Source organism: Paenibacillus sp. J22FR83 (genome assembly GCF_059691955.1).
The window spans coordinates 81,343-104,625 of the sequence record NZ_JCAUAM010000004.1 but is presented as its reverse complement, the minus strand read 5'-3'; the positions used below and the strand labels follow the sequence as shown (position 1 = coordinate 104,625).

25 protein-coding genes are annotated in these 23,283 nt (G+C 45.7%); 3 read left to right on the top strand and 22 right to left on the bottom strand.

The genetic code is table 11. The features are described 5' to 3' along the window. The first annotated feature begins 28 nt into the window (after positions 1-28). Complete coding sequence (locus tag AC58PV_RS08885; RefSeq protein ID WP_497431905.1) at positions 29-1,144, top strand: sulfate ABC transporter substrate-binding protein; 1,116 nt, start codon at positions 29-31, stop codon at positions 1,142-1,144. Positions 1,145-1,198: 54 nt separating this feature from the next. Here AC58PV_RS08885 and AC58PV_RS08880 read toward each other — a convergent pair whose 3' ends face one another. The 11 genes from AC58PV_RS08880 to AC58PV_RS08830 all read right to left on the bottom strand — a co-directional run bounded on the left by AC58PV_RS08880 (position 1,199) and on the right by AC58PV_RS08830 (position 11,673). After that, positions 1,199-1,981 carry a DUF817 domain-containing protein gene (locus AC58PV_RS08880; RefSeq protein WP_497431904.1) on the bottom strand — a complete coding sequence of 261 codons (783 nt, stop codon included), beginning with the start codon at positions 1,979-1,981 and terminating at the stop codon, positions 1,199-1,201. Continuing rightward, a complete protein-coding gene (locus AC58PV_RS08875; protein ID WP_497431903.1) occupies positions 1,978-2,808 on the bottom strand; it encodes a VanW family protein in 831 nt (276 codons plus the stop codon). The genes AC58PV_RS08880 and AC58PV_RS08875 overlap by 4 nt, the downstream gene beginning before the upstream one ends. Positions 2,809-2,973: 165 nt before the next feature. Next, entirely contained in the window at positions 2,974-3,447 is a 474-nt protein-coding gene (locus AC58PV_RS08870) for an acyl-CoA thioesterase (protein WP_068667143.1), read from the bottom strand. A 56-nt stretch (positions 3,448-3,503) separates the two neighbouring features. Then, complete coding sequence (gene purT, locus AC58PV_RS08865; RefSeq protein ID WP_497431902.1) at positions 3,504-4,682, bottom strand: formate-dependent phosphoribosylglycinamide formyltransferase; 1,179 nt, start codon at positions 4,680-4,682, stop codon at positions 3,504-3,506. Between the two features lie 618 nt (positions 4,683-5,300). After that, a complete protein-coding gene (locus AC58PV_RS08860; protein ID WP_497431901.1) occupies positions 5,301-7,175 on the bottom strand; it encodes a nitric oxide reductase activation protein NorD in 1,875 nt (624 codons plus the stop codon). A gap of 58 nt (positions 7,176-7,233) precedes the next feature. Beyond that, a complete protein-coding gene (locus AC58PV_RS08855; RefSeq protein WP_497432161.1) occupies positions 7,234-8,124 on the bottom strand; it encodes an ATP-binding protein in 891 nt (296 codons plus the stop codon). Positions 8,125-8,408: 284 nt separating this feature from the next. Further along, entirely contained in the window at positions 8,409-9,083 is a 675-nt protein-coding gene (locus AC58PV_RS08850) for a hypothetical protein (protein WP_497431900.1), read from the bottom strand. Positions 9,084-9,113: 30 nt separating this feature from the next. Further along, positions 9,114-9,269 carry a hypothetical protein gene (locus tag AC58PV_RS08845; protein ID WP_497431899.1) on the bottom strand — a complete coding sequence of 52 codons (156 nt, stop codon included), beginning with the start codon at positions 9,267-9,269 and terminating at the stop codon, positions 9,114-9,116. Between the two features lie 147 nt (positions 9,270-9,416). Continuing rightward, positions 9,417-9,896, bottom strand: a complete 480-nt coding sequence (locus AC58PV_RS08840) for a hypothetical protein (protein WP_497431898.1) — start codon at positions 9,894-9,896, stop codon at positions 9,417-9,419. A 47-nt stretch (positions 9,897-9,943) separates the two neighbouring features. Beyond that, entirely contained in the window at positions 9,944-10,579 is a 636-nt protein-coding gene (locus AC58PV_RS08835) for a trimeric intracellular cation channel family protein (RefSeq protein WP_497431897.1), read from the bottom strand. 17 nt (positions 10,580-10,596) lie between these two features. Next, positions 10,597-11,673: a Gfo/Idh/MocA family protein gene (locus AC58PV_RS08830; RefSeq protein ID WP_497431896.1), complete on the bottom strand. Its 1,077-nt coding sequence runs from the start codon at positions 11,671-11,673 to the stop codon at positions 10,597-10,599. Positions 11,674-11,929: 256 nt separating this feature from the next. Here AC58PV_RS08830 and AC58PV_RS08825 point away from each other — a divergent pair, with 256 nt between their 5' ends. Continuing rightward, positions 11,930-12,151, top strand: a complete 222-nt coding sequence (locus tag AC58PV_RS08825) for a hypothetical protein (protein ID WP_497254660.1) — start codon at positions 11,930-11,932, stop codon at positions 12,149-12,151. On the opposite strand, the gene kapB is transcribed toward AC58PV_RS08825, so the two are convergent. The 3 genes from kapB to AC58PV_RS08810 are packed head-to-tail and all read right to left on the bottom strand — an operon-like array spanning position 12,148 to position 13,393. Beyond that, positions 12,148-12,534, bottom strand: coding sequence for a sporulation phosphorelay system protein KapB (gene kapB / locus AC58PV_RS08820; RefSeq protein ID WP_497431895.1), 387 nt, complete (start codon positions 12,532-12,534; stop codon positions 12,148-12,150). The genes AC58PV_RS08825 and kapB overlap by 4 nt on opposite strands. Before the next feature lie 14 nt (positions 12,535-12,548). Continuing rightward, positions 12,549-12,872 (bottom strand): thioredoxin family protein, encoded by a 324-nt coding sequence (locus AC58PV_RS08815; RefSeq protein ID WP_497431894.1) that lies wholly within the window; start codon positions 12,870-12,872, stop codon positions 12,549-12,551. Positions 12,873-12,874: 2 nt separating this feature from the next. After that, positions 12,875-13,393: a hypothetical protein gene (locus AC58PV_RS08810; RefSeq protein ID WP_497431893.1), complete on the bottom strand. Its 519-nt coding sequence runs from the start codon at positions 13,391-13,393 to the stop codon at positions 12,875-12,877. Between the two features lie 73 nt (positions 13,394-13,466). Here AC58PV_RS08810 and AC58PV_RS08805 point away from each other — a divergent pair, with 73 nt between their 5' ends. Continuing rightward, positions 13,467-13,688 (top strand): hypothetical protein, encoded by a 222-nt coding sequence (locus AC58PV_RS08805; RefSeq protein WP_497431892.1) that lies wholly within the window; start codon positions 13,467-13,469, stop codon positions 13,686-13,688. Between the two features lie 66 nt (positions 13,689-13,754). Here AC58PV_RS08805 and AC58PV_RS08800 read toward each other — a convergent pair whose 3' ends face one another. From AC58PV_RS08800 to AC58PV_RS08765, 8 genes are all read right to left on the bottom strand, one after another. Next, positions 13,755-15,368, bottom strand: a complete 1,614-nt coding sequence (locus AC58PV_RS08800; protein ID WP_497431891.1) for an ABC-F family ATP-binding cassette domain-containing protein — start codon at positions 15,366-15,368, stop codon at positions 13,755-13,757. Positions 15,369-15,416: 48 nt separating this feature from the next. Then, positions 15,417-17,375 carry an ABC-F family ATP-binding cassette domain-containing protein gene (locus AC58PV_RS08795; RefSeq protein WP_497431890.1) on the bottom strand — a complete coding sequence of 653 codons (1,959 nt, stop codon included), beginning with the start codon at positions 17,373-17,375 and terminating at the stop codon, positions 15,417-15,419. Beyond that, entirely contained in the window at positions 17,372-18,427 is a 1,056-nt protein-coding gene (locus AC58PV_RS08790; protein ID WP_497431889.1) for a M42 family metallopeptidase, read from the bottom strand. The genes AC58PV_RS08795 and AC58PV_RS08790 overlap by 4 nt, the downstream gene beginning before the upstream one ends. Positions 18,428-18,574: 147 nt before the next feature. Next, positions 18,575-18,865, bottom strand: a complete 291-nt coding sequence (locus tag AC58PV_RS08785) for a Dabb family protein (RefSeq protein ID WP_497431888.1) — start codon at positions 18,863-18,865, stop codon at positions 18,575-18,577. Between the two features lie 25 nt (positions 18,866-18,890). After that, positions 18,891-20,447: an ABC-F family ATP-binding cassette domain-containing protein gene (locus AC58PV_RS08780; RefSeq protein ID WP_310223895.1), complete on the bottom strand. Its 1,557-nt coding sequence runs from the start codon at positions 20,445-20,447 to the stop codon at positions 18,891-18,893. Between the two features lie 106 nt (positions 20,448-20,553). Beyond that, positions 20,554-22,059 carry a DUF6382 domain-containing protein gene (locus AC58PV_RS08775; RefSeq protein WP_497431887.1) on the bottom strand — a complete coding sequence of 502 codons (1,506 nt, stop codon included), beginning with the start codon at positions 22,057-22,059 and terminating at the stop codon, positions 20,554-20,556. 13 nt (positions 22,060-22,072) lie between these two features. Further along, entirely contained in the window at positions 22,073-22,561 is a 489-nt protein-coding gene (locus tag AC58PV_RS08770; RefSeq protein ID WP_497432160.1) for an A24 family peptidase, read from the bottom strand. A gap of 48 nt (positions 22,562-22,609) precedes the next feature. Continuing rightward, the gene (locus tag AC58PV_RS08765; RefSeq protein ID WP_497431886.1) at positions 22,610-23,275 is read right to left on the bottom strand and encodes a TadE/TadG family type IV pilus assembly protein; all 666 of its coding nucleotides are present in this window, start codon (positions 23,273-23,275) and stop codon (positions 22,610-22,612) included. Positions 23,276-23,283 lie beyond the last annotated feature (8 nt).

Here is a 23,283-nt window from a genome sequence, read left to right as displayed (position 1 = left end):
CTTTAGAAAAGAAGGGGAGTTGTTAACCATGAAAAATTTCAAAACGCTTGGCCTCGTTACTGCAGCTTTATTCACAGCAAGTATTACGCTTACAGCTTGCGGCTCCGGCTCAACGAAGACTGCTAGCACAAGTGCTCCATCTGCGGCTGCAACGGCAGCGGCAACAGCTGCGGCTACCACAACACCGAAAGCTGACGGCGGAAAAGTAACGATTACAGTCGGCGCTTACTCCATTTTGAAAGAATCCTTTGATGTCATCCTGCCAAAATTCAAAGAAGAATATAAGAAGAAAACCGGTACAACGGTTGAATTCCAAGAGTCCTATGTCGCTTCAGGCTCACAAGCTACAGCAATTATCCAAGGCTTTGAAGCAGATATCGCTCCACTCTCTCTCGAAGGTGACATTCAAAAAATCGTGGAAAAAGGTCTAATTACACATGACTGGAAAAAGACGCCACAAAAAGGTTTCGTAACAACATCTATCGCTGCAATTGGTGTACGTGAAGGGAATCCGAAAGGCATTAAGGATTGGTCTGATCTGACGAAGCCAGGCGTTGAAGTTCTTATTCCGAACCCAAGTACATCCGGTGGTGCCAAATGGGATATCAATGCTGTTTACGGTGCTGGGCTCAAAATTTCCGAAGCTGCTGGTAAGCAAGACCCTGCTGTAGCCAAAGATCTCGTAGCTAAAATTTACAAGAACATTAAAGTACTAGATAAAAGCGGTGCCGATTCCCTTGCGACTTTTGATAAAGGCGTAGGCGATGCAATCATTACGTATGAGAATGAACTTGTTGCTCGTATTCAAACGGGTAAGAAATATGTTGAAGTAATTCCACAATACACGACTTCCATTGAAAACCCAGTTGCTATTATTGATAAATATGTCGATAAGCATGGTAATCGTGCAGCTGTTCAAGCGTTCTACGAGTACTTGTTCTCTGTTGATGCGCAGAAAGTATTCTCTGACAAAGGCTTCCGTTCTGTTCTTCCAGAAGTCATTAAACAATATGAGAAAAACTACACAACCCCTCCAGGTCTATTCAATATCGAATACCTCGGTGGTTGGGACAAAGTGAACAAAGATCTTTACGGTAAGGGCGCTATTTGGGAAACCATCCTTGCCGAAGGCGGAGCAAAGTAAGAGAATGGTAAAAAGAACCCCCAGAGGCCAACGTGCTTCCGGGGGTTCGCTATTTCATGCACCTTTAACTTGCTTCGGATATTTGATCCGCTTCAATTCCGCTACAATGATGATTGTTATAATGACCAACATAAACCAGGAACTAATTTTACCCCAATGAACGATCCGCCAAGATATCTCTTGATCAGGGTAGCGCCAAGCGCCGAGAAAGGTAGAAATATTTTCAGCCAGCCAAATAAAGAAAGCAACTAGCATAAAGGAAAGAATCGTATGTATCCGATAGGTCTCGGTTGAGACTGTGAAGCGAATATGAGATTTGTAGAACAGGATCACGATCAAGGCAATGAGAATCCATCTGACATCATACATAAAATGGTGCGTAAAAAAATTGGCATAAATACCTATCGACACTAGAATCGCCATGTATTTGCTCGGCCAGTTAATGAGATGCAAATCAAATCGTTTCCACGCCTGACACACGTAACTTGAGACACTGGCATACATAAACCCACTGTATAGCGGAACTCCGGCTATCTTGGTCACACCCTCTTCTGGATATGACCATGACCCCATGTGCACTTTATACAACTCAAGACAAAGGCCGATAATGTGAAATACGGTAATAACCTTTAGTTCGTCTACGCTCTCTATCTTCGTCCAAACCAAGATCAATTGCGCAAGAATACACACAAGTAAAATGAAATCATAGCGTTGTATGAATGGCAGTTCCACTACTTTTGATAAGGCCAGGGTCATAAAGATGATAACGGGAAAAATACAACATAACGCTTGTTTCCAACCGAAGATGAAAAAATCTTTCACATATTCACGCTTCATTCGTTCTCCTGATTTCCGTTAGATTTCATATACTTGACCTCTGCATGATTCACATTAACCAGTTCTTCCTGAATGATTGAATCATCCAGCTTATTTACTTGTTGCCGCCAAATTTCATTGCCTCTGTACCACTTATTTGAAGATTCGTAGAATGAGTGATTCTTTTCCTTAACTCGGTAATCGCAAGGTAATTCCGCATCGCAGCTTATCGAGCCTTCTAAATACGCTTCCGTTACCTCTAAATGAAACTGAAAACAATTCGCGGTAGGATTATAAAATTGTAAATCTACGTAGTTATAAAACACACTCGTTCCCGTACCAAATGGAATTACTCTGCGGTCATCTGGGAATAAATCAAAGCTGTGATGATGTCTTTCTTTGATCACAAGCGGCGTGTGTAAAGCAAGCCAATATAACATATTCGCTAACTGACACAATCCACCTCCTGTACCTACGCGAACTTCCCCATGAGAGAGCATGAGTCCCTCGATATAACCCTTTTCTTTCGTTGTTACACCAATTAGCTTCCAAAACGAAAATATCTCCCCAGGATGGATCACAATCCCATCCACTTCCCGAAGTGCAATCTTCAAATTCACAATCTTATTTTCTTGTAAAATGGGATCTGTATGGCCGAGCACTCGCCGCAGTATCGATTTGTGCTTCTTCACAGTGAAAGGTAGTGGTTGAATACGTTTAACGTACGCATATTTGATCAGGGGATTTAAATTCATGATGCGTCGTTGTAGCATCAGTTGCTGGACCCGAAGCCTATATAAGAATGGAAATCGTTTGCCTAGCCGTTGTTTCATATCAACAAATCCCACTGATTCCTCATCCTTATCTGTCCAGATGTATTGGAGGCGACTCTTCCTCTCTTCATTTGACTCCTTTACCCCTCAAAAAGTTGTGAGATGTATGTTTTTTCCAAAGAAAAAAAGCAGCTCCCTTATTGGTAGGGAACTGCTAGCTGTAACAGGCTTATGGGTTGCTTATAGCCGCGCTTGTTTGCGAAGTTTTCGAGCTGTAAAGCGCGCTTCCGCGGATTCGAACAATTTTTTCTCTTCATCCGTCTCTGCAATAATGCCAGGCACTGGACACGGCTGCCCCGCTTCATCTAATGCAACGAATGTCAAGAATGACGTGGCTGTATGCTTTTTCTCACCAGTCAGCAGATTCTCTGACTCGATTTTCACATAAACCTCCATCGAACTCCGATGCGTCCACGTAACGAATGCTTCCAATTGAATGGCTTCGCCAAGCTTAACCGGAGCGAAGAAATCCAAGCTATCACTCGACGCGGTTACCACACTCTTACGACAATGGCGCATGGAGGCAATTGTCGCAACTTTATCAATATATTGCATCACACGACCACCAAACACGGTGTTATGGTAGTTCGTGTCCGCCGGTAAAATAATTTCTGTCAACACGGTTCGAGACAGTCTTGCTGCTTTAGGTTCCATAGTGCTTGCCTCCAAATGATGACCTCAGACATTGTACAACACTTCAGTCATTCAGTTTAGTTGTAATTCAATGTAAGCTTACTAGCTGCTTCTTTCGCAAGACTGCGCGCTTCTTCCACTGTATCCCCAGAACTCAAAGCAACAGCCATACGGCGACCTACTTTGGTTTCTGGTTTGCCAAATACACGAACTTGCGTATTCGGTACGGATAATGCTTCATCAATACCGCTAATTGTATACTCGACTTGTTCGCGATCAGCTTTCAGCGTATAGCTGGCTCCTGGCGTCAACAAGCGAACGCTAGTGATCGGGAATCCAAGAATAGCTCTTGCATGAAGCGCGAACTCACTGAGATCTTGCGTAGCCATAGTCACCATACCTGTATCGTGCGGACGCGGGGATACTTCGCTGAAGTATACGCCATCTGCAGTTAGGAATAATTCAACGCCATATAGACCGTAACCGCCAAGTGCATCTGTAATCGTTTTTGCCATGAGCTGTGCATCTACGATTTGTTGCTCTGACATTGTATGCGGCTGCCATGATTCGATGTAATCGCCGTCTTTTTGAATATGACCAATTGGTTCACAATAGGTTGTTCCGGATACAGATCGAACCGTCAATAACGTAATCTCAGATTCAAAATGGATAAATTCCTCCACGATAACACGAGCGTTCTTTGCACGTCCGCCTTCCATCGCGATATTCCAAGAAGCTTCTACACCTTCAGGTGTACGGCAAACGCTTTGCCCTTTTCCAGACGAACTCATGATCGGCTTAATGACACAAGGTGTCCCGGTTAAGGCAACAGCCGCGTGCAATTCTTCCAGACTATTGGCAAACTCAAATTTGGCTGTGCGCAGCCCAAGCGTTTCGGATGCAAGTCGACGAATCCCTTCTCTATCCATCGTCAAACGGGATGCTGTAGCAGTCGGAATGACACGGTAGCCTTCTTGCTCGAGTTCAACAAGAACAGAAGTCGCGATCGCTTCAATCTCCGGAACAATGAGATCTGGGCGTTCTTTTTCGATTACTGCTCGTAACTGCTCGCCATCCAACATCGAGATAACGTGACTGCGATGTGCAACTTGCATAGCTGGTGCGTTCGCATAACGATCCACGGCAATCGTCTCAATACCGAGTCGCTGAGCTTCAATAATCACTTCTTTACCTAGCTCACCAGAGCCAAGCAGCATAATTTTCTTGGACTTGTTAGATAATGGTGCTCCGTACATGAGATGAAATGCCCCCTAAATGAATAATGAGTATAAGCTATGAAAGATGATTGCGTATGTAATATATCCAACTTTTGTCGGAGTTTGGCGAAATTTACCTAGAATAACCCTGATCTATTGTACTGGATTTTGGGGGTAAAAGATAGATGCCAAACTACCATTCCAATCGCGCACAGTGTCGCTGACACATAACACAGGTCAAAATCCCGCTTGTAATTAGGGTTTAATGGAAAATATCCTCCAGTTAATTTCAGAGTTTCGGAAAAAAACTACCATTTTCATTAACTCGATTTTATGTAATTAATTGCTAATTTTAGTGCTGGATGATGAAAATAGCTGGAGTTTATCAATGTCAGTGATTTCAAGTTACTCAGCTACTCCAAGTGCCTCAACGAACAACGCTTATCCTAAAAAACAACAGTAGAAGGAACGGCACAAATTAAACATTGGGGGATAGAGTCGTCCCCGTGAAGGTTCGGCTCTTCGCTGCCTGTAAGCTGTTTTTCACCGTTACAGCTCTCGGAGGCGTTCAGTTTATCCAGTTAAATTTTAATTGGAAAATTAAATGTGGTGTTAAGGGTATGGTTCAAGATCAGGATCAAGGATTAAGCTCATGGATCAAGTGCTGATGGACTTCAGCAGAAGCTTACGTAGAATTGGTACTAGCTGTTCATGTAATCCTTCTACATTCGGCACGACGATGGAGCTTCGCCCGTACATATTACGCATCGCATTCCGCTGTGTTTCATGCACAGTCCCATTGGCCAAAAATACGCTGATCACTTCGATACCCATGCGTCTCGCTTGTAGAACAGCTTCATGTGTATCTAAAATGCCGAGATCATTATAATTGGCTGCCGAAGGCTCCCCATCCGAGAATACTAGGAGGATGCGCTGCCGCTCTGTGCGCCGCAGCAGCCGCATCATCATCTCGCGAATCGCGAAGCCATCGCGATTATCTTGCTGCGGCTCCAGCTGCATCAGAGCCGCTCCACTCCCGACCGCGAGGCAGGAGCCGAAGTCCACCGCAACCTGGAACAGGTTCGGTGCCTCCTGCTCTGTCACGCGGTCCGCGTCCTCCCAGAATCCCACAATTTCATGGGGGATTCTCAGGTTTCTCAGGGTCTCGTGGAATAGCACGAGACCCTGCTTGGTTTCGTCCATTTTGTCATACATGGACGCTGAGCAGTCGACGAGCAGCGCGAACGCCGCGTCGAGTTGGGGTACTGGCGCGCGCTTCTTATAGAAGAGGCGCGGCAGCTCTTGTGTGACGGCTCGCGGCAGCCGCTTGTCGAGCCGCCCGAACAGTCGGTCGCCGCGCGGGGCGATCCGCCTCTGCTCCAGCGTGCGTCGTATCGCACGCTGCAAGGGCTTCGCGAGCGGCGCTGCGCGCTCGCTCAAGCGCCTGAACCCGTCCTCCTGCGCAGCAGTAGGACGTTCAGGCAAGAGCCAGGTCGCCGTCGCATACGCGGCGACCTCGCCCTCCCCGTGCCCCGCGGCAGCGGGCACGGAAGGCCCTTGGCGCCGCTCAGCGGCGGCGCCAGTGCGCTGGGCGCGCTGCGAGCGCCCCTGGGTGATGGCGAGCGCCTGATCGGCGGCATCGCCCTCACGGGGCGCAGAGCCCTGCGCGGCGGTGCGAGCGCCGCGCTCCAGCTCGAACCGCAGCAGCCCTGGGCTGCGGTCGCTGGTCTCACGATGCCAAGTCGGCATCCGCTCTTGGCCAGGCAATTGACGCTCCCCTTCTTGATCGGGGAGCACATCCTCGTTCGCGAGGCGCTTCGCTCGCTTCAATTCGCCTTTGTAATCAGCAGGCAAGGGCGTTTCGCTGCCGCTGCCTTGCTGCATCCAGAAATAAGCTGCCACGGTATCACGCTCTAACCAAGGGAATATCCTCTCTGCTAGTTGTTCACACAAAACCGCAACCGCTGCGGTATGCTCAGCTTCCTCAACTTGCTCTAGCCATGCGTAGAGACCTACCAACCGGGCTGCTAGCTCGTTCCCCTGCACAGAAGAGAACGTTTCACTCTGCCAGGACTTCCCAGTGAACCAACCATACACGAACAATAGGAGGGCATCCGCCATCTCGCTTTTACTCACGTGCGTTCGGAGCTTATGCTGGAAATATCCGCCTAAGATATGGTGCCGATGTGCGAAGACAGCTCCCATGCCAGGTCGTTGCATTCGGCATATTCGTTCCAAACGCATATCCTCGCAGAGTGCAAATAAGCTATTGGCCAGCTTGGGATACTTTACTCCCGAACAATAATGAAGGTAGTCCGTGACGGCCTCTTTTCCTGTAAACCAAGCACTGCCTAAGCAGCGTAGATACACATCGCTTTTCATACCCGCTGTTTTGTCACGCAGTGGATAATCCCACCAAAACTGACTCACCGTCATTTGCGACGCGGTCTCATCATAATGAGCGTGGTATCCAGCCTCGACTTCAAGCTTCCCACGTTTGGTAAATAAACGAGCCAAATCCACCAATTGCATATGGAGCAGCGCATCGATTTTATCATCTAAACGGCTAAGGCTTCCTACGAACATGCTGCTACAGTAACGTTTCAGCTGTATTCATCACAGCCCCACGTTCCCTTTCATCTTCTAATTTATCCGCAATCGCACGTGAAACTGCTCGAATCGGCGGGATGTAAGCAGCCAGATCACAAGCATCTAACAAGGCCCTAATTGAACCTGCTTCATCAGGCAATTGGCCCATTTCAATCAGGGAAAGCAAGTCAGCGGATAATCGAACGAACGTGCGCAAGAGCTTTTCATCCCGCAGCACAGAACGACTTTTCAACAACTGAAACAACAAATCCCCTTGCAAATACGGCACTTCCACGGTAACAAACCGATTTTTCAGCGCTTCGTTTAATGGGACAGTACCTATGTAGCCTTCATTAATGGCCGCGACAACTCTGAAATTCGGATGTGCAGTAATTACTTCGCCTGTAAAAGGATTTGTAATCGAACGGCGGTGATCCAACACGCCATTAATGAGAGGCAGTGTTTCTGGTTTAGCCATATTAATCTCATCAATATAGAGCAGGTGTCCTTTAGTCATCGCTTTCATAATTGGACCAGGAATAAAAGCAATTTGACTCCGGCCTTGCTCATCGTGAGTTAATGTTTTGAAGCCTAGCAGCGCTTCCGCATCCAAATCCGTGGAACAATTCACACTATGCATGGGGAGATGAAAAATAGCAGAAACATGCTCTGCCAGTTTCGTTTTACCAGAGCCAGTCGGCCCCTTTAAGAGAACATTTTTGCCCAAATAAAGAGATAAGATCGTATCTGTAAGCAGTTCCTCAGCAGGAGCTTCATAGGCTGCTTTTCCGATTAACTTATTGTCCTCAGCACTATGAAGGATCTGTTGATACGCCTCCAAGTGCGTTCGGATCTCCAGTGGTAAAGCATCTATTTTCATAACATCTGTCATCATCGCGTTGGTAGTCCTTTCCTGAATGCAGTATTCTCTAACTATTATCAGGAAAGTGCCAATTGTCAAGCTTCATCAGGTTAGCCAAGGCTCCTCAATGACAGAGTGGGCATAGAAAGCCATGGCTTCTCCACAAGAAGGACAGCTCGGTTTGGTCGAAACATCATTATACACCTGTGCCAAACTGTAGGCTGTTTCATAATTGATTGCGACCATCACATCGTCTTTGTGGACATATTCACATATTTTTGAGGAGCAGTAGGCGCGAACCTTGTATTTATTGCTCATTTGGGGGGATTGAACGTATATTGCACCATCGTATTAAATTCGTGCAAATACATATCCATTCGTTTATTTTTTCGTTGCTGCATATCGTAGTACATCATCCGATTTACGAACAACGCATTAGAAGAGATAAAAATATGCGAATCCGGATAAATACGCGTTAACACATGTCGTATCACATTGATGCTGTCACTAGGTATTGGCTTGGCTGTCACCCAATCCATCTGTGCGCCCATGCCGGAGCCGAACAATCCAGCTTCTGTGGCTGAATCATTATATTTGCTTAATTGTTTAGCCTGCTCATTCATACCTTGATCCTGGAATTCACCCATATCAACAGCTACATAGATATTGGTATCTGTCATTGCAATTGCAGATGAGCCCAAGTGAGCCTCTTGCATCACCTGATCTGCTACTTCACGGTTCATTGAAAGATAGGTATTGCGGTGTGGATCAAGTTCTTGTATGCGCGATTGTCTGCGTGTTTGATCTATTTTACTCGCAGTAGCGGCTTCTTTCGCATGTTCTCGATGCTTCGCATCTTCCGAGTCTGATAACCCTACACTCTGAATAGACACGGATGCCTTTTCTAGTTGGTGAGTGTGCGTTGCTGAACACCCCGTCAACCCGACGAAGGCAGCCGTCATGATGACTGACATTTTCACAGCTTTCATCGTCATTCCCCCTGTACTTCGCTCTATGTGTTAGTTTGTTGCTTGTCCTTCCGTTTCCTTGGCATACGCAATAAGCGTAATATCATATCCTAGTTCTTCTTTCATGCGAGCTTCTAATTGGCGAAGATCTTGCATTAAATGTTCATGAATACCTAAGTTTGCAAAATGATACGATTCCATCTCCATCTACAAATGTCCCCCTTTCTTAACTCCAAATATCACTAGTGTTAATATGGTCCATTTCCCTTTTTTTTACTAAACTAATGCTCACAAAAAAAACCTCGATCGCCGCCACGCAATTCCGTGGTTTCGAAGAGGTTTTTCACGTTCATCTTATTCGTTTTTCTTGCGGGTCTCGTCCATGTCTTCCAAAAGCTTGCGAACAGCATCTGGGTCTACTTCACCTTGCTCATGAAAAGCTCGTAGCTTCTGCAGAAGTTCCGCTGCAATAGCCTCATCTTCGGATTGTTCCTCTTGATGTGATGGATCCCACCAAATATAGAAGCCTTCTGGCCCATTTCTCAGAAAGGAAACTTTCCAGTGCTCGGGGTAGGCATAGCCTTGCTCGCCAAAAATCATACCAAGCACATCATCACTCTCTATTGGCATTAAGTAATGAAAGGACTCCGGCTCACCCGTACTTGTGAAATCTCGGTGCATGTAGGCGTAATGCAAGTAATGTTCACCGGTCTCAGCATCCTTGGAAATTTCATACAGATCTAACTCCGTTTGCAACAATTCCTTCACAGAAATAATACGTGACGCAATCATCTCAGCTGAAATTTTCTGTTGCTGTGTGAAAGATGTTTCCATTGACACTCCTCCTATCTTCTAGCCGATATTAAGCAAGCTGAATGGGACTAAGAATCCGATCTTCTTACGGATTCCGCTAAAGAATCACGCAGTGAACGTTTCGGCAGCTTCCATTTATAGTTAACTGAGAACATACGTAGAATGACAATAAGTGCAAACAAAATAGCTAACTGCCACGTGCCTTGCGACCACCCAAGTCCAACCAAGGCGCCTGCAAGCATACCCCAAACGGCATAAATTTCATCCTTAAGCACAAGAGGTTTGCGACCGGCCAACACATCACGAACCATGCCTCCGCCAATCCCCGTTAGTACAGCGGCAACGATGATTGCGCTTAACGGATGACCCATATTCGTTGCATAGAGCGCCCCTTGGATCGCGAAAGCCGCTAGGCCAATTGCATCGAAGAATGCTTCCCAGGTTTTCCACATGCGAATATATTTGACAGGCATAAGGAACACAACCGTCATTGCAAATAGGGCAATCTGAAAGTACATTCCCTGCTCCCAGAGCATGACAATTGGCTTACCGATAAGCATGTTGCGAATGATGCCGCCGCCGAAAGCTGTAACTAGCCCAAGTACATACACACCTAAGATATCATATTCTTCTTCCATCGCCACGATCGCACCACTGACTGCGAAGGCGATCGTCCCGATGATACTAAATAATTCCCAGTTCACTTGCTTGCAGCCCCTGTCTACTCGATGTCCCAGTTCAATTTCACTTCATCGCCCGTTTGCGACGAACGGTAAATCGCATCTAGGATCAAATTATTTGTATAACCTGTCATGACAGAGGTAATCGGCTGAGAGCCACTCGTGATACTGGACAAGAAATGCTGCACCATTCGTGCACGTGGATCATCATTCGCTGCTGGAGCCGAAAGTTCCGTTTCTACGATCCGATCGAATTTTTCCGCAAAAAGCTTACCTTTTGCGCCTTTCAAATATGCGCCGCCTTCCGAACCTAACAACTGGACAACAGGTAAGTTATCCGTTTCTAGCAGTCCTGCCCAACTGACATCTAAGGATAGTGTTGCCCCATTGTCAAATTTAACCAAGGCTGTCGCTAAATCCTCTACGTCAAAATTCCCCTTCCAATCGGGAGCTCCCCAAGTTCCAATCCCTTGCTTACGAGGTCCGAATTCGGCATAGGTTGCGCCATAAACGGAAACTGGCTTTGGATTCCCCATCAAGTACATGGTTAGATCCAGCATATGTACACCAAGATCAATAAGAGGACCTCCACCTGACTTCGCCATTTGCGTGAACCAAGTTCCCCAGCCTGGAATGCCTTTCCGTCTCATATAGCTAGCTTTCGCATGATAAATGTGACCAAGCGCACCTTTCTCAACTTGCTCCTTGACAGCCATCGACGATGCTTCCCAACGCATTTGGTGAGGAATCATGACAATCTTGCCCGATTTGCGCTCTGCTTCAACAATTTGACGAGCTGATGCTAAATCAATCGCCATCGGCTTTTCCAGCATGACATGTTTGCCTGACTCCAATGCTCTTATCGCAATGGGGGCATGCCACTCATTCGAAACAGCAATGACAACGGCATCAATGGAAGGATCGTCTAACAATTTATCTGAATTTGCATATACTTGTTCAATGTTATGATCTTTCGCTCTCATCTCAGCAAGCGGCAAATAGACATCTGTCACCCCTGCAAGTTGTGCCCAGGGTATCGTTTTAAACGTCTCCATGTGTACATTTCCGATATTTCCAGCACCAATAATCCCTATGCGAGTTGGTTTTGCTACTGTCATTTCTGTGACCCTCCAGAACCTGTTAGAATACAATCTTATCTATTATAAATGGGGTTAATCCTCCCCGCAACCACGAATCTAGCCCTCCAAAAATTATCTTATCGGAACTAGCCCTGTAGCGCTATTATTCACATATAATAAAATGCTAAAACTTTTTTAATAGTTGCACGCAAACATATTTAACATTTGAAATGTATCCTAAATAACGTAAGGCAGTTACAAAAAGAAAGTTACCGTGTAAAGGAGGGCTTTAGCTATGCAAGCAAACACAATCCGTTTCAAGAATAAATCGATCCCAGTGATGAATTTCACTCATAAACGTTCCCAAATGGAGTTACTCTCGAGTAAATTGAAGGAGTACGAACTGCATTTTGAATTTCGCAGAAAATTAAAAATGATCTCGATGATCGAGATCATTGGTGATGTCGCTATTTTCAAATACAATGATGGTACGAAGTTGTATTTAGAAGTTTCCTAATTGGACGGTGGAAAATATTCTTTACTCAACTGATCAAGCTCCTGCAGAGAGCGTCGGGCCCATGCCTCCATGTCCGACAGCTTATCGATCTGAGCCAATAGCGCTCTCTTCAGTGACACTTGGTAATCCGGCACCTCGCCCGCATAAAGTCGAATCGTGCCAATCGGCATCAAGGCAATTTCTTGATTGGACAATGCTCTTCTTTGATGAAAAAAAGCTACGCTTGGATCCATCGGATTATGTAAATCCCCTTGAGTTGGGTGATCCTTCACCGCAAGAATACGAACAGCTGCCTTCATACTTGACGTCAACTCAACAACCTCACCAAAATAAACCCCTGTTTTATACTCAGCGATCACGCAGTCTCCGATTTGAAAACTCATTCTATAAACAACTCCTATTCTTGTTGTACTAATGGTATTAGTCTACGATATAGTTCATCCACGGATTGCATCCGGTATATATATTGCTTCTCTTTCCCAGGCTCGATAATGACCACGCAAGGGACACTTGCAATTTGCCATTCTTGACTGAGCTGGGGCAGAAAATTAATATTGCCTTTCACTAAGGGCAAGTTAGGTTTCATCGTTACAATAATGTCCAACATTCGTTCTGTTACTTTGCATGTACCACATAAAGGAGTGTACAAGAAGACAGCAAAGGAACCATCACTCACTTGATTAACCTTGTCTCGAAGTTCTTGTTGCGATAACTCTTGCATCGTTATGCCCCTCTTTCATCGAGCCAGACGATGCTCTTGAATGCATAGTCGATCAGGTCTGAGAAATCTTCCAGATGACTTTCATCAATTTTGCGGCCAAAGGATAACGTAATGAGATTACGGAACTTCTCCGGCTGTTCCCCGAATAGATACGAAATTTGTTGGGTGATACGTGGCCGTTGCTCCCAAATCGCATTCAATTGTGCTTCAATCATCGGGCAGTCCATTTCGGGATCATTCACATGCGTGTGAAGTTTAATTAACAGTGTACATCCAGGCTTAGCCGTTGGGTTTTCCAAAATCTCAGCTGCCAAATCACTTAGGTGTACATGTAAGTGAATTTCAGCAAGATTCGGCTGACCAACTTGTCTAGCAAATTCTATAGCAAATGTGCGAGACATCGAGGACAAGTTAACCAAATCTTCTCGTCGAGTTATGATGATTTTACCTTCCAAATCCAAATCATAGACGGCCCCTTCGAGCACGACTTTGATATTGTCATAGATCGTTGGATCAAACATCCCCACACACCTTCTTTCATCTTTTCTTTGATTCGATTATACTATGGATATACCACGTAAAGAAGGTGTTCTTATGTCAGACAAGCCTCAAGATCAGCAAGCCGACCAGGTCGAACCACAAGGTGTCAAAAAAGTCAGTTTAGCCGATGCGATCAAAGCCAAACTAGCTCAGAAACAAGCGGATCAAGCCGCTGCACGTGCTAACCCGAAAGCCTCAGGAAATGCGAATCAAACTGCGAAAAGCCAAATGACCAAAAAAGTAAATAACCAACGCCGTCGCACTGGCGGCAGCTAGACTGCACTTTGTGTAGCTAAAAGCGCCCTGAGAGTAACACTTCAGGGCGCTTTTTTGCTTAATCACTTACGCATAATGAATTTCGCGTTGTTTTTTTACATCTTCACTTTCCAAGTACTCATCATACGTCACCATTTTGTCGATGATGCCTTTCGGTGTCAACTCCATAACACGATTCGCAATCGTTTGAATGAACTGATGGTCATGGGAAACGAACAACATCGTGCAATCGGAATCAACAAGGCCATTGTTAAGCGCTGTGATGGATTCCAAATCCAAGTGATTCGTTGGCTCATCAAGAATTAGTACATTCGCACCGCTCAACATCATTTTGGAGAACATGCAGCGTACTTTTTCTCCTCCAGAAAGGACATTCGCTTTCTTCAACGCTTCCTCGCCAGAGAACAACATGCGGCCTAAGAATCCACGTAGGAAAGACTCATCCGGATCTTTGGAGTATTGACGCAGCCAATCCACCAACGTTAATTCGGAATTGAAGTAATCTTGGCTGTCTTTTGGGAAATACGCCTGCGAAGTCGTTATGCCCCATGAGAATGTGCCGCTGTCTGCTTCCAATTCGCCCATTAAAATTTTGAAAAGCGTCGTTTTGGCAATCCCATCTAGGCCCACAAAAGCGACTTTATCTCCTTTGTTAAGCGTAAACGAGACGTTGTTCAAAACTTTAACGCCATCAATGGTTTTAGTAAGGCCCTCAACAGCAAGCAGTTGCTTACCCGCTTCACGCTCACCTTTGAAGTGAATGAACGGATATTTACGGGAGGACGGACGAATATCTTCAAGCGTAAGCTTCTCCAATTGCTTTTTACGGGAAGTCGCTTGCTTGGATTTGGACGCATTCGCACTAAAGCGGGCAATAAACGCTTCGAGTTCTTTACGTTTTTCTTCCGTTTTCTTATTCGCATCACGCTGCAAACGAAGTGCCAATTGACTGGACTCGTACCACCAATCGTAGTTACCAACATACATTTGGATTTTACCAAAATCGATATCTGCGATATGTGTACATACTTGATTCAAGAAGTGACGATCATGGGATACGACGATAACTGTACCTTCGAAACGAGCAAGGAAGTTCTCAAGCCATTTAATGGATTCTAAGTTCAAATGGTTGGTAGGCTCATCCAGTAGAAGAATGTTCGGGTTTCCGAATAAAGCTTGTGCCAAAAGCACGCGAACTTTCTCATTACCGTCAAGATCCTTCATTTTCGTATCATGCAGGGATGTTGGAATACCTAGACCAATCAAAAGCTCAGCTGCGTCGGATTCTGCTTGCCAGCCGTCAAGATCTTGGAATTCACCTTCAAGTTCAGCAGCTCTCATGCCATCTTCTTCAGAGAAATCGGCTTTCGCGTACAGCGCATCCTTCTCTTCCATAATTTTAAACAAACGGGAATGCCCCATAACGACAGTTTTCAAGACTTCAATTTCATCAAATTCATAATGGTTCTGTTTCAGGACCGCCATGCGCTCACCTGGAGTGATGCTCACTTCACCTGTGTTCGGCTCAATCTCACCGGATAGAATTTTAAGGAAAGTAGATTTACCTGCACCATTCGCGCCAATTAAGCCATAGCAATTTCCTGGTGTGAATTTAATATTGGCATCTTCGAATAGGGCTCTCTTGCCGTAACGAAGCGTCACGTTATTTACATTAATCATGGGGACAATATACCTGCCTTTTTATTATTTTTATCTTATATCTTACTATCATAACTTATTTCGTTCTATTTCTTCTACTAACTCGGATAAATAAGTCCATCTTTCCATGGCCGCTTCGAGATCCGCTGTCGTTTGCTGCTCCTGTTCATACAGGTCGCGAGCGAGATCAAAGTTGCTTCCTGAAGCTTCAATTTGCTTTTTCAAGCTTTCCGCTTTATCCTCAAGAGTTGCAATTGTGTTCTCAATTTCGTCCCATTCTTTCTGTTCTTTAAAAGAAAGCTTCTTCGGACGATTCGTTGCTGCACTCGTGTTCGAAGAACTAGCAGTCGTAGCAGCAGGGCCGCTGTTAGTCGCCTTGGAACTTGCTTGGCGCACGATTTCTTTGCGAGCTTGCTCCGCCTCTTCCTGTTCTCGTTTGTCTTCCAAATAATCGGAATACGTACCTATGAAAGGCTCAATCCCGCCATTCCCGTCGAAGGCAAATAAATGTGTCACGGTTCGATCCAAGAAGTAGCGATCATGTGAAACGGTAATCACGGCACCGGAGAATTGATCTAGATAATCTTCCAGTATCGTCAAAGTTTGGATGTCCAAGTCATTGGTCGGCTCATCAAGTAGCAGAACATTCGGTTCGCCCATTAGCGTACGTAACAAATAAAGTCTGCGACGCTCTCCACCTGACAGTTTCCCGATCGGCGACCACTGCAAATTCGGAGAGAATAAGAAGCGCTCCAGCATCTGCGCGGCCGAAATGGTTTCACCATCCGACGTGCGAATCTGCTCTGCCGCTTCCTTGATATATTCGATTACACGCATCTTTTCGTCCATCTCGACGTTTTCTTGCGTATAGTACGCAAGCTTCACAGTTGTACCTGTCTCGATCTTGCCGCTGTCGGGCTGAATACGCCCGGCGAGCATATTCAGCAGCGTCGACTTGCCGCTGCCGTTCGGACCGATGATGCCGAGACGATCCTTCGGCATCACAATATAGCTGAAGCCGCTGAGCAGCTGCTTCCCGCTTGTGAAAGACTTGGAGATGTCGTCCAGCTCCATCACCTTCTTGCCAAGGCGGCTGCCCGCCAGCGCCATGTCGAGCTTGTCAGCGGGACCGTCTACCTTGCGGTCCCTTAAATCCTCGGCGCGCTGAATGCGCGCCTTCTGTTTCGTCGTGCGCGCCTTCGCGCCGCGACGGAGCCAGGCCAGCTCGCGGCGGAGGAGATTCTGCCGCTTGTCTTCACTAGCGGCTTCGGAATCCATCCGCTCCGCCTTCTTCTCGAGGAACCACTCGTAGTTCCCCTCATAGCTATAGATCTTCCCCCGGTCCAGCTCCAGAATGCGGGTGGTGACCCGCTCTAGGAAGTACCGGTCATGGGTAACGAGCAGCAAGGCGCCGCGCCATTTGCTGAGGAATTCCTCGAGCCAGATGGCCGTCTCGTTATCAATATGGTTCGTCGGCTCATCAAGGATGAGCAGGTCGGCGGGCTGAATGAGCACGCGCGCCATTGCGACGCGTTTGCGCTGACCGCCGGACAGCTGGCCGACGGGCTTGTCGAACTCGCTGATGCCGAGCTTCGTCAGCACGGTCTTGGCCAAGGTGCTGGCTTCCCAAGCACCTTGCTCATCCATGCGCGCCTGGGCGGCGAATAGGCGCGCTTGTTTCTTCTCACTGGAGGAGTCTAGCTCCAGTTCAGCAAGGGCCAGCTCATAGTCGCGCAGCGTCTTCATGAGCGGCGAATCGCCGTGGAACACTTGCTCAAGCACTGTGGAGTTCGGATCGAACTCCGGGTTTTGCGGCAAGTATTCCACGCGGAAATGATTCGCGTGCACGAGCTTGCCGCGATCCGGGGTTTCCAGACCCGCTAGCATCTTCAGCAGCGTGGACTTGCCTGTGCCGTTCACGCCGATGAGGCCAATGCGTTGCTTCTCGTTCAATGTGAACGAGATATCATCGAAGATCACTTTGTCTCCGTAGGTTTTCGTAATGTCGACTGCGCTTAGAATATTCATCCTTGCACCGGCTCCTGGATGTACGCGGCAAGAAGGACTGCTGTGTTCACTACAGCATCCATATGCGTGCGCTCCATGCTATGTGACGCATGAACTCCTGGCCCGATGAGCGCCGCACGAATGTCGCGGCCGCCTCTAAGCGCTGCGGATGCATCCGATCCGTAGCGCGGATAAATATCTACCGCATAGCCGATTTCCAGCTTCTCGGCATGCTCAATCATTTTCGACGTCATGGCGTAGTCGTATGGTCCTGATGAATCTTTTGCGCAAATGGAAACATCGTGCTCGCTGCCACTCAAATCATCACCAAGCGCACCCATATCTACAGCGATGAAGTCTGTAATATCATCTGGAATAAAAGATGAGCCATGACCCACCTCTTCATAATTCGAGAAGAACAGCTTGATCGTATAGTGAGGTTGAAGCCCTTCTTCTTTGATCAGTTTGAGCAGGCCAAATAGGGAAGCTACACTCGCTTTATCATCCAAATGGCGAGACTTCACATAGCCATTCTCCTTCACCTGTACGCGTGGATCGAAAGAGATGAAATCACCGACACGGATGCCGAGTGCTTCCACATCTTTTTTGGAATTCACTAGCTCATCTATGCGAACTTCCATATTCGCTTCATCCCGCTTGTACTCTCTCGCGTCATCATATACATGCACGGATGGCCTCGATGTAAGAATCGTACCATCATATGCACGCTCATCCCGGGTATGTATTTGTACATACTCATTCTCGATTGCGCCCATCATAAACCCGCCAAGCGACGTAATCTTCAGCTTGCCATTCTCTTTAATAGAACGAACCATAGCACCGAGTGTGTCGACGTGCGCAGAAATGCCGATCACACGATCAGAACTAGCACCTGGAATGGTCACGATACCGCAGCCTTTATTCGTATAAGTAAGTTCGAAGCCAAGTTTATTCACTTCTTGCTCTACTTTTTGCATAATGTGATGGGTATACCCTGTTGGACTAGGAGTCCGCAGCAGCATTTCTAGAACTTCTGTCATGTAAGCTCTATTTAATTTGGACTTCACTTGCATTCCTCTCCCATGTCTATGTCATTTCGCATCTGCGCTAAACACACAAAAAACAGTGCAGCCTCAGAACATTGGCAAGTCCCTGACAACGTCAAGAACGAGCCTCTTCTAAGGATACTACACTGTTCTCCTATGTTTTTCAAACATGGGTTAGCTTACAAAATCAACACAGATGGACGTTCCATCAAGAACTGTTTTCATATGAGCTTTAACTTGTTCGTGCACAGGGTGCGTATCATAAGCCTTCAAATCGTCAAGGGAATCAAATTTCGTAATGAGTGCGATATCGTAAGAACGCTCTAGGTGTAAGATATCAGTCCCAACCTCAATGTGCCTTAGTACCGGAATTTTACCTTCCATGTTCGTAAGAACGGCTTTGGTTACTTCAATGGCTTCTGGACTACGATCTTTGAGCTTAAAAAACACAACATGCGTTAACATCGTTATCTCCTCCGATTTGATTAGATTAATTAGTGACCTTGGCAGACCATTCTTCAACGTCCCACACGCGAGTTACCCAGCCTTCATAGAATTCCGGCTCATGGCAAACAAGTAGGACTGTTCCCTTGTACTCTTTTAGAGCGCGCTGAAGCTCTTCTTTGGCTACGACGTCCAAATGGTTCGTCGGCTCATCGAATAACAACCAATTGCTCTCTTGCATAAGCAACTTGCACAAACGAACTTTCGCTTGTTCTCCACCGCTTAACATGCTCATCGCTCGTGTGATATGTTCATTCTTAAGACCCACGCGTGCAAGCGCTCCACGAACTTCATTCTGAGTCATAGAAGAAAAAGAATTCCATACATCATCAATCGGTGTCATGCTTGGCGCTTTGACCTCTTGTTCAAAGTACGCAGGGCTCAAATAATCGCCGCGATACGTTTTACCACTGAATGGCTCAATTTTCCCGAGAATTGTTTTTAATAAGGTCGATTTCCCAACCCCGTTGCAGCCGACAATCGCAATTTTCTCACCGCGTTCAATCGTAACGTTCATCCTCGGAAGCAATGCACGGTCATAGCCGATTTCCAAATCCTGCGCTTCAAATACGATTCTACCACTTGAACGCGATTCTTTGAATACAAATGTAGGCTTCATTGCTGTTTCAGGACGCTCAATCCGATCAATGCGGTCTAATTGTTTCTCGCGGCTCTTCGCACGAGTTGAAGTTGAAGCTCGCGCTTTGTTACGTGCGATGAAATCTTCTTGCTTCTTGATATACTCTTGCTGTTTCTCATAGGCGTCGATATGCTGCGCTTTGTTCATCTCAGCCATATCTAGAAATTTCTCATAATTCGCCGTATATCGTGTCAACTTGGAAAACTCCAAATGATAGACAACATTGACGACTTCATTCATAAATTCCGTGTCATGTGAGATCAGCATGAACGCATATGGATAATCCTTCAAGTACATTTTCAACCATTCAATGTGTTCTACATCCAGATAGTTGGTAGGCTCATCGAGCAATAGAACGGTTGGCTTTTCCAACAATAGTTTAGCTAGAAGTACCTTCGTTCTTTGTCCACCACTAAGTGAAGTTACATCACGATCTAGACCAATGGCATTTAAACCAAGACCATTTCCCATTTCTTCGATTTTCACATCAAGCAGATAGAAATCACCGATTTCCAAACGTTCTTGAATTTCACCCATTTCCTCAAGAAGCACTTCAAGCTCCTCAGGTGTGGCATCTCCCATTTTGTCGGTGATAGCCATCATTCTTTTTTCCTCTTCATAAAGAGGAAGGAACGCATCACGCAAAATATCACGGATTGTTCTACCAGCAGCTAACACAGAGTGTTGGTCTAAATAGCCATAATGGACTCTCGGTGTCCATTCCACTTTACCTGTATCCTTTAAAAGTTTGCCAGTTAATATATTCATCAACGTGGATTTACCCACGCCATTTGCTCCTACAATTCCAACGCGTTCACCAGCGAGCAAGCGGAAGGATACATTTTTGAACAATGTACGATCCCCAAAACTGTGGCTTAAATCTTCAATTGTTAAAAGACTCATTTTGTAAAACCAAACCCCTGTCTAGTTCTGAGATAATCACGTGTTGGACACGCGACTACTTATTATACCACTGCTCAAGGCAGACAGGAAGTAGAAACTATTTGTATTAGAGCCGGAAAATCAATTCTTGTCGAATAATTCGCACAATATCTCCATCCTTTAACGAATAGCCCTGATAGGTGACAAGTGGGAGATCATTCAAAAACGTTCCGTTCGTAGAACCTGCATCCCGAAGCTGATACCCGTTGCTAGTCTGTACGATTTCCGCATGAATCCTAGAAACACCAATATCATCGACGACACAATCGACTTTACTGCTTGAATCTCCTCTGCCGATTGTAAAAACATCACTGTTAATAGGCACCGTTCGGCTGTCTCCTTCTCCTTGACACTCCAAACGAGGGCCGATTGGATCTTGCTTTGTAATTTTTCCAAGTAACACAGTAGCATTTGCATGCGAGGGGGTAAGCAAGGATGTTTTCATGGACAGTTTTTGATAGTAATGTTGGATGTCCAATGGATCCGCGGCACTTGCAACGTTCTCCTTTGTGGCTGTTTGAGAGGGATTGGTTGTGTTTTGAGCGATGGTTGACTTTTGTCGAGTTTGATTACTTCTATTAGGGAATTCTGGGCGCCCTATAAAGAGAAGTACGAAGCCTGCATCCCCCAATAACAGTGTTATACCAGCCATGATTTGCAGCGTGCTTGCTTTGGGGTGTTCCAAATAATAGGACCATAGAAAAGCAACTGAAATAAAGATGATAGCTATTGCCATCCATCGCCCACGTTGTTGCAGTGGAATGAAAGATAGTGGGAACATACTTACACGTGAAGTTGATAATGAGTTGATCTCTTGACCACTCGTCTCTATAGGTTCAGGCTTAGGCAACTTGGGATTTTCTGGTTTAGTAGGTAGATGTTTAGCTTCATCTCGATTCCAATATGCTTTTGGTAATCCTTGTTCAGTTTGTTCTGTTATTGTTACTTCGACCGGTTCGAATTGCACTGCTTGCCTTGTCAGTTGCGTAAGATCCGGCTCGTCCATCAGTTTTATAAACGCTTCCCTATACGACTGAAAACTTTTTTTATTTAAATGTATGGGCGTCCACGTGCGTAGTTGATCCTGTTCCACTTCTCCAAGATGTAAGATAAGCTTATGGAGGAGCGCGTCTAATGCAGGGTAGATTTCATCGACTTCATGTTCGATATATATGGGTGCATACGTTAGGTAAACATCTGACCAATCTTGTCCTATGAATATAAAATTATCCTTCAGAACGAAATTCATTTCACACAGCATATAATTCTTGCTATCGTCCAGTGTACATACAATCGCGTACATTAGCTTGGCAAGTAACTGGACTGAGAAATTCTCTACTTTCATAACATGCGACAGCATTCGTTTGGAAGACAATCTATATAGAAGTCGAATGTTCGAATCCACCTCATGAATGTCCAGGGGCAACAGTCTCGGAACTTGATTAGCTTCTAACATGCGCACCTGCAAATTGGAAAGTTCGCTTGTTGCTAAGCCACCTTCCTTATACAGTTCCATGAGATGTCCATGTCGATACACAAATTCATAACGAAGTCCGAATACTTCTTGCGTCATATCATCACCTCATTCAAACCAAAGAATAGTAAATCGTTATGGCAACCGCTGGTAAAACAGCGTACATAAATGGGAATTTAATGTTTTTTTGCTGCTTTAGTTCAAACAAAGTTTCAACCTTTCGCAGCGCTACTATTTCCAACAGCCAACCTGATAGCTTCCGGCTTGTTGCTCTTACTTTTCTTCGAATAAACAGAAGGATGAGTCCGATTAATCCTGCCCACATAATGGCATAAACAAGTGTTTGTATAACAAACATTACACCCATAATTGCCCCGATAGCCCCGAAAAGTTTGACATCTCCAGCACCCAAAGCACCAATTACATACAACATAAGTACGAGTAAAAAACCAACGCCAGCACCGAGAATAGAAAATAGAAAACCATTCCAGCCTTCAGTCCATGCGTGGAACAATACGCCACATATTGCTCCGCACAAGGTCAATTTGTTGGGTAACTTGGAAAAGCGTACATCTATGACAAATGCAACAGTAATAAAAATTATGAAAAAACCAAGACATACAAAAATAATATTACCCCACCTTCTCGATTAAGCTCCCACCCAAGCCCGCTCATAAGCCCTTTTCTTCAAAACAATCGTTTCACTTATAAAAGGGATGGGCAGTTTATAAATGAGTTGTGCCTCAATCCCCAAAAATGCCTCCCCGCCCTGTTGCAAACTCGGTAATGTTACAGCAATAACTTTAAAGTTTCTTTTATCAACACGCTTATCGTCACAAAATGCAAACACAATCCGTGTAAAAACTGCCAGCATCCGCGGTTTAACTTGCGTTTGATAAAAATCACTCAATTCATCTTGCGCTATGTCTTCACCAAGCTCTCTCTTCTCTTTTTCCCAACGTACGAGTGCCAACAGCTGGTCTGGAATATATGCAGCATACTCATCTGCCAAATCCTCCGTATTCGTCATATGGTCTCTAGCAGATTGGACCCCCTCCACGACAGCATCAAGCATCTCTGCTGCACGACTTTGATCATATTTCGATTGGGCCTCTTGGACGACAATCCTCACGGGATACAGTTGACCCGCAATAGATTTCGTCGCCTCGGACACGCCAGACTGCAAAGCCATCTCAACCAACGCAACTTGAATGAATAGGACCAATCCTACTATGAAAGCAAGAAACAAAGGCAGAATAAGCGATGCTTCAAGGACGATGCCACCCTCTTGCTCCCTGTGCAATTTGTGAAGCAAATCCATGC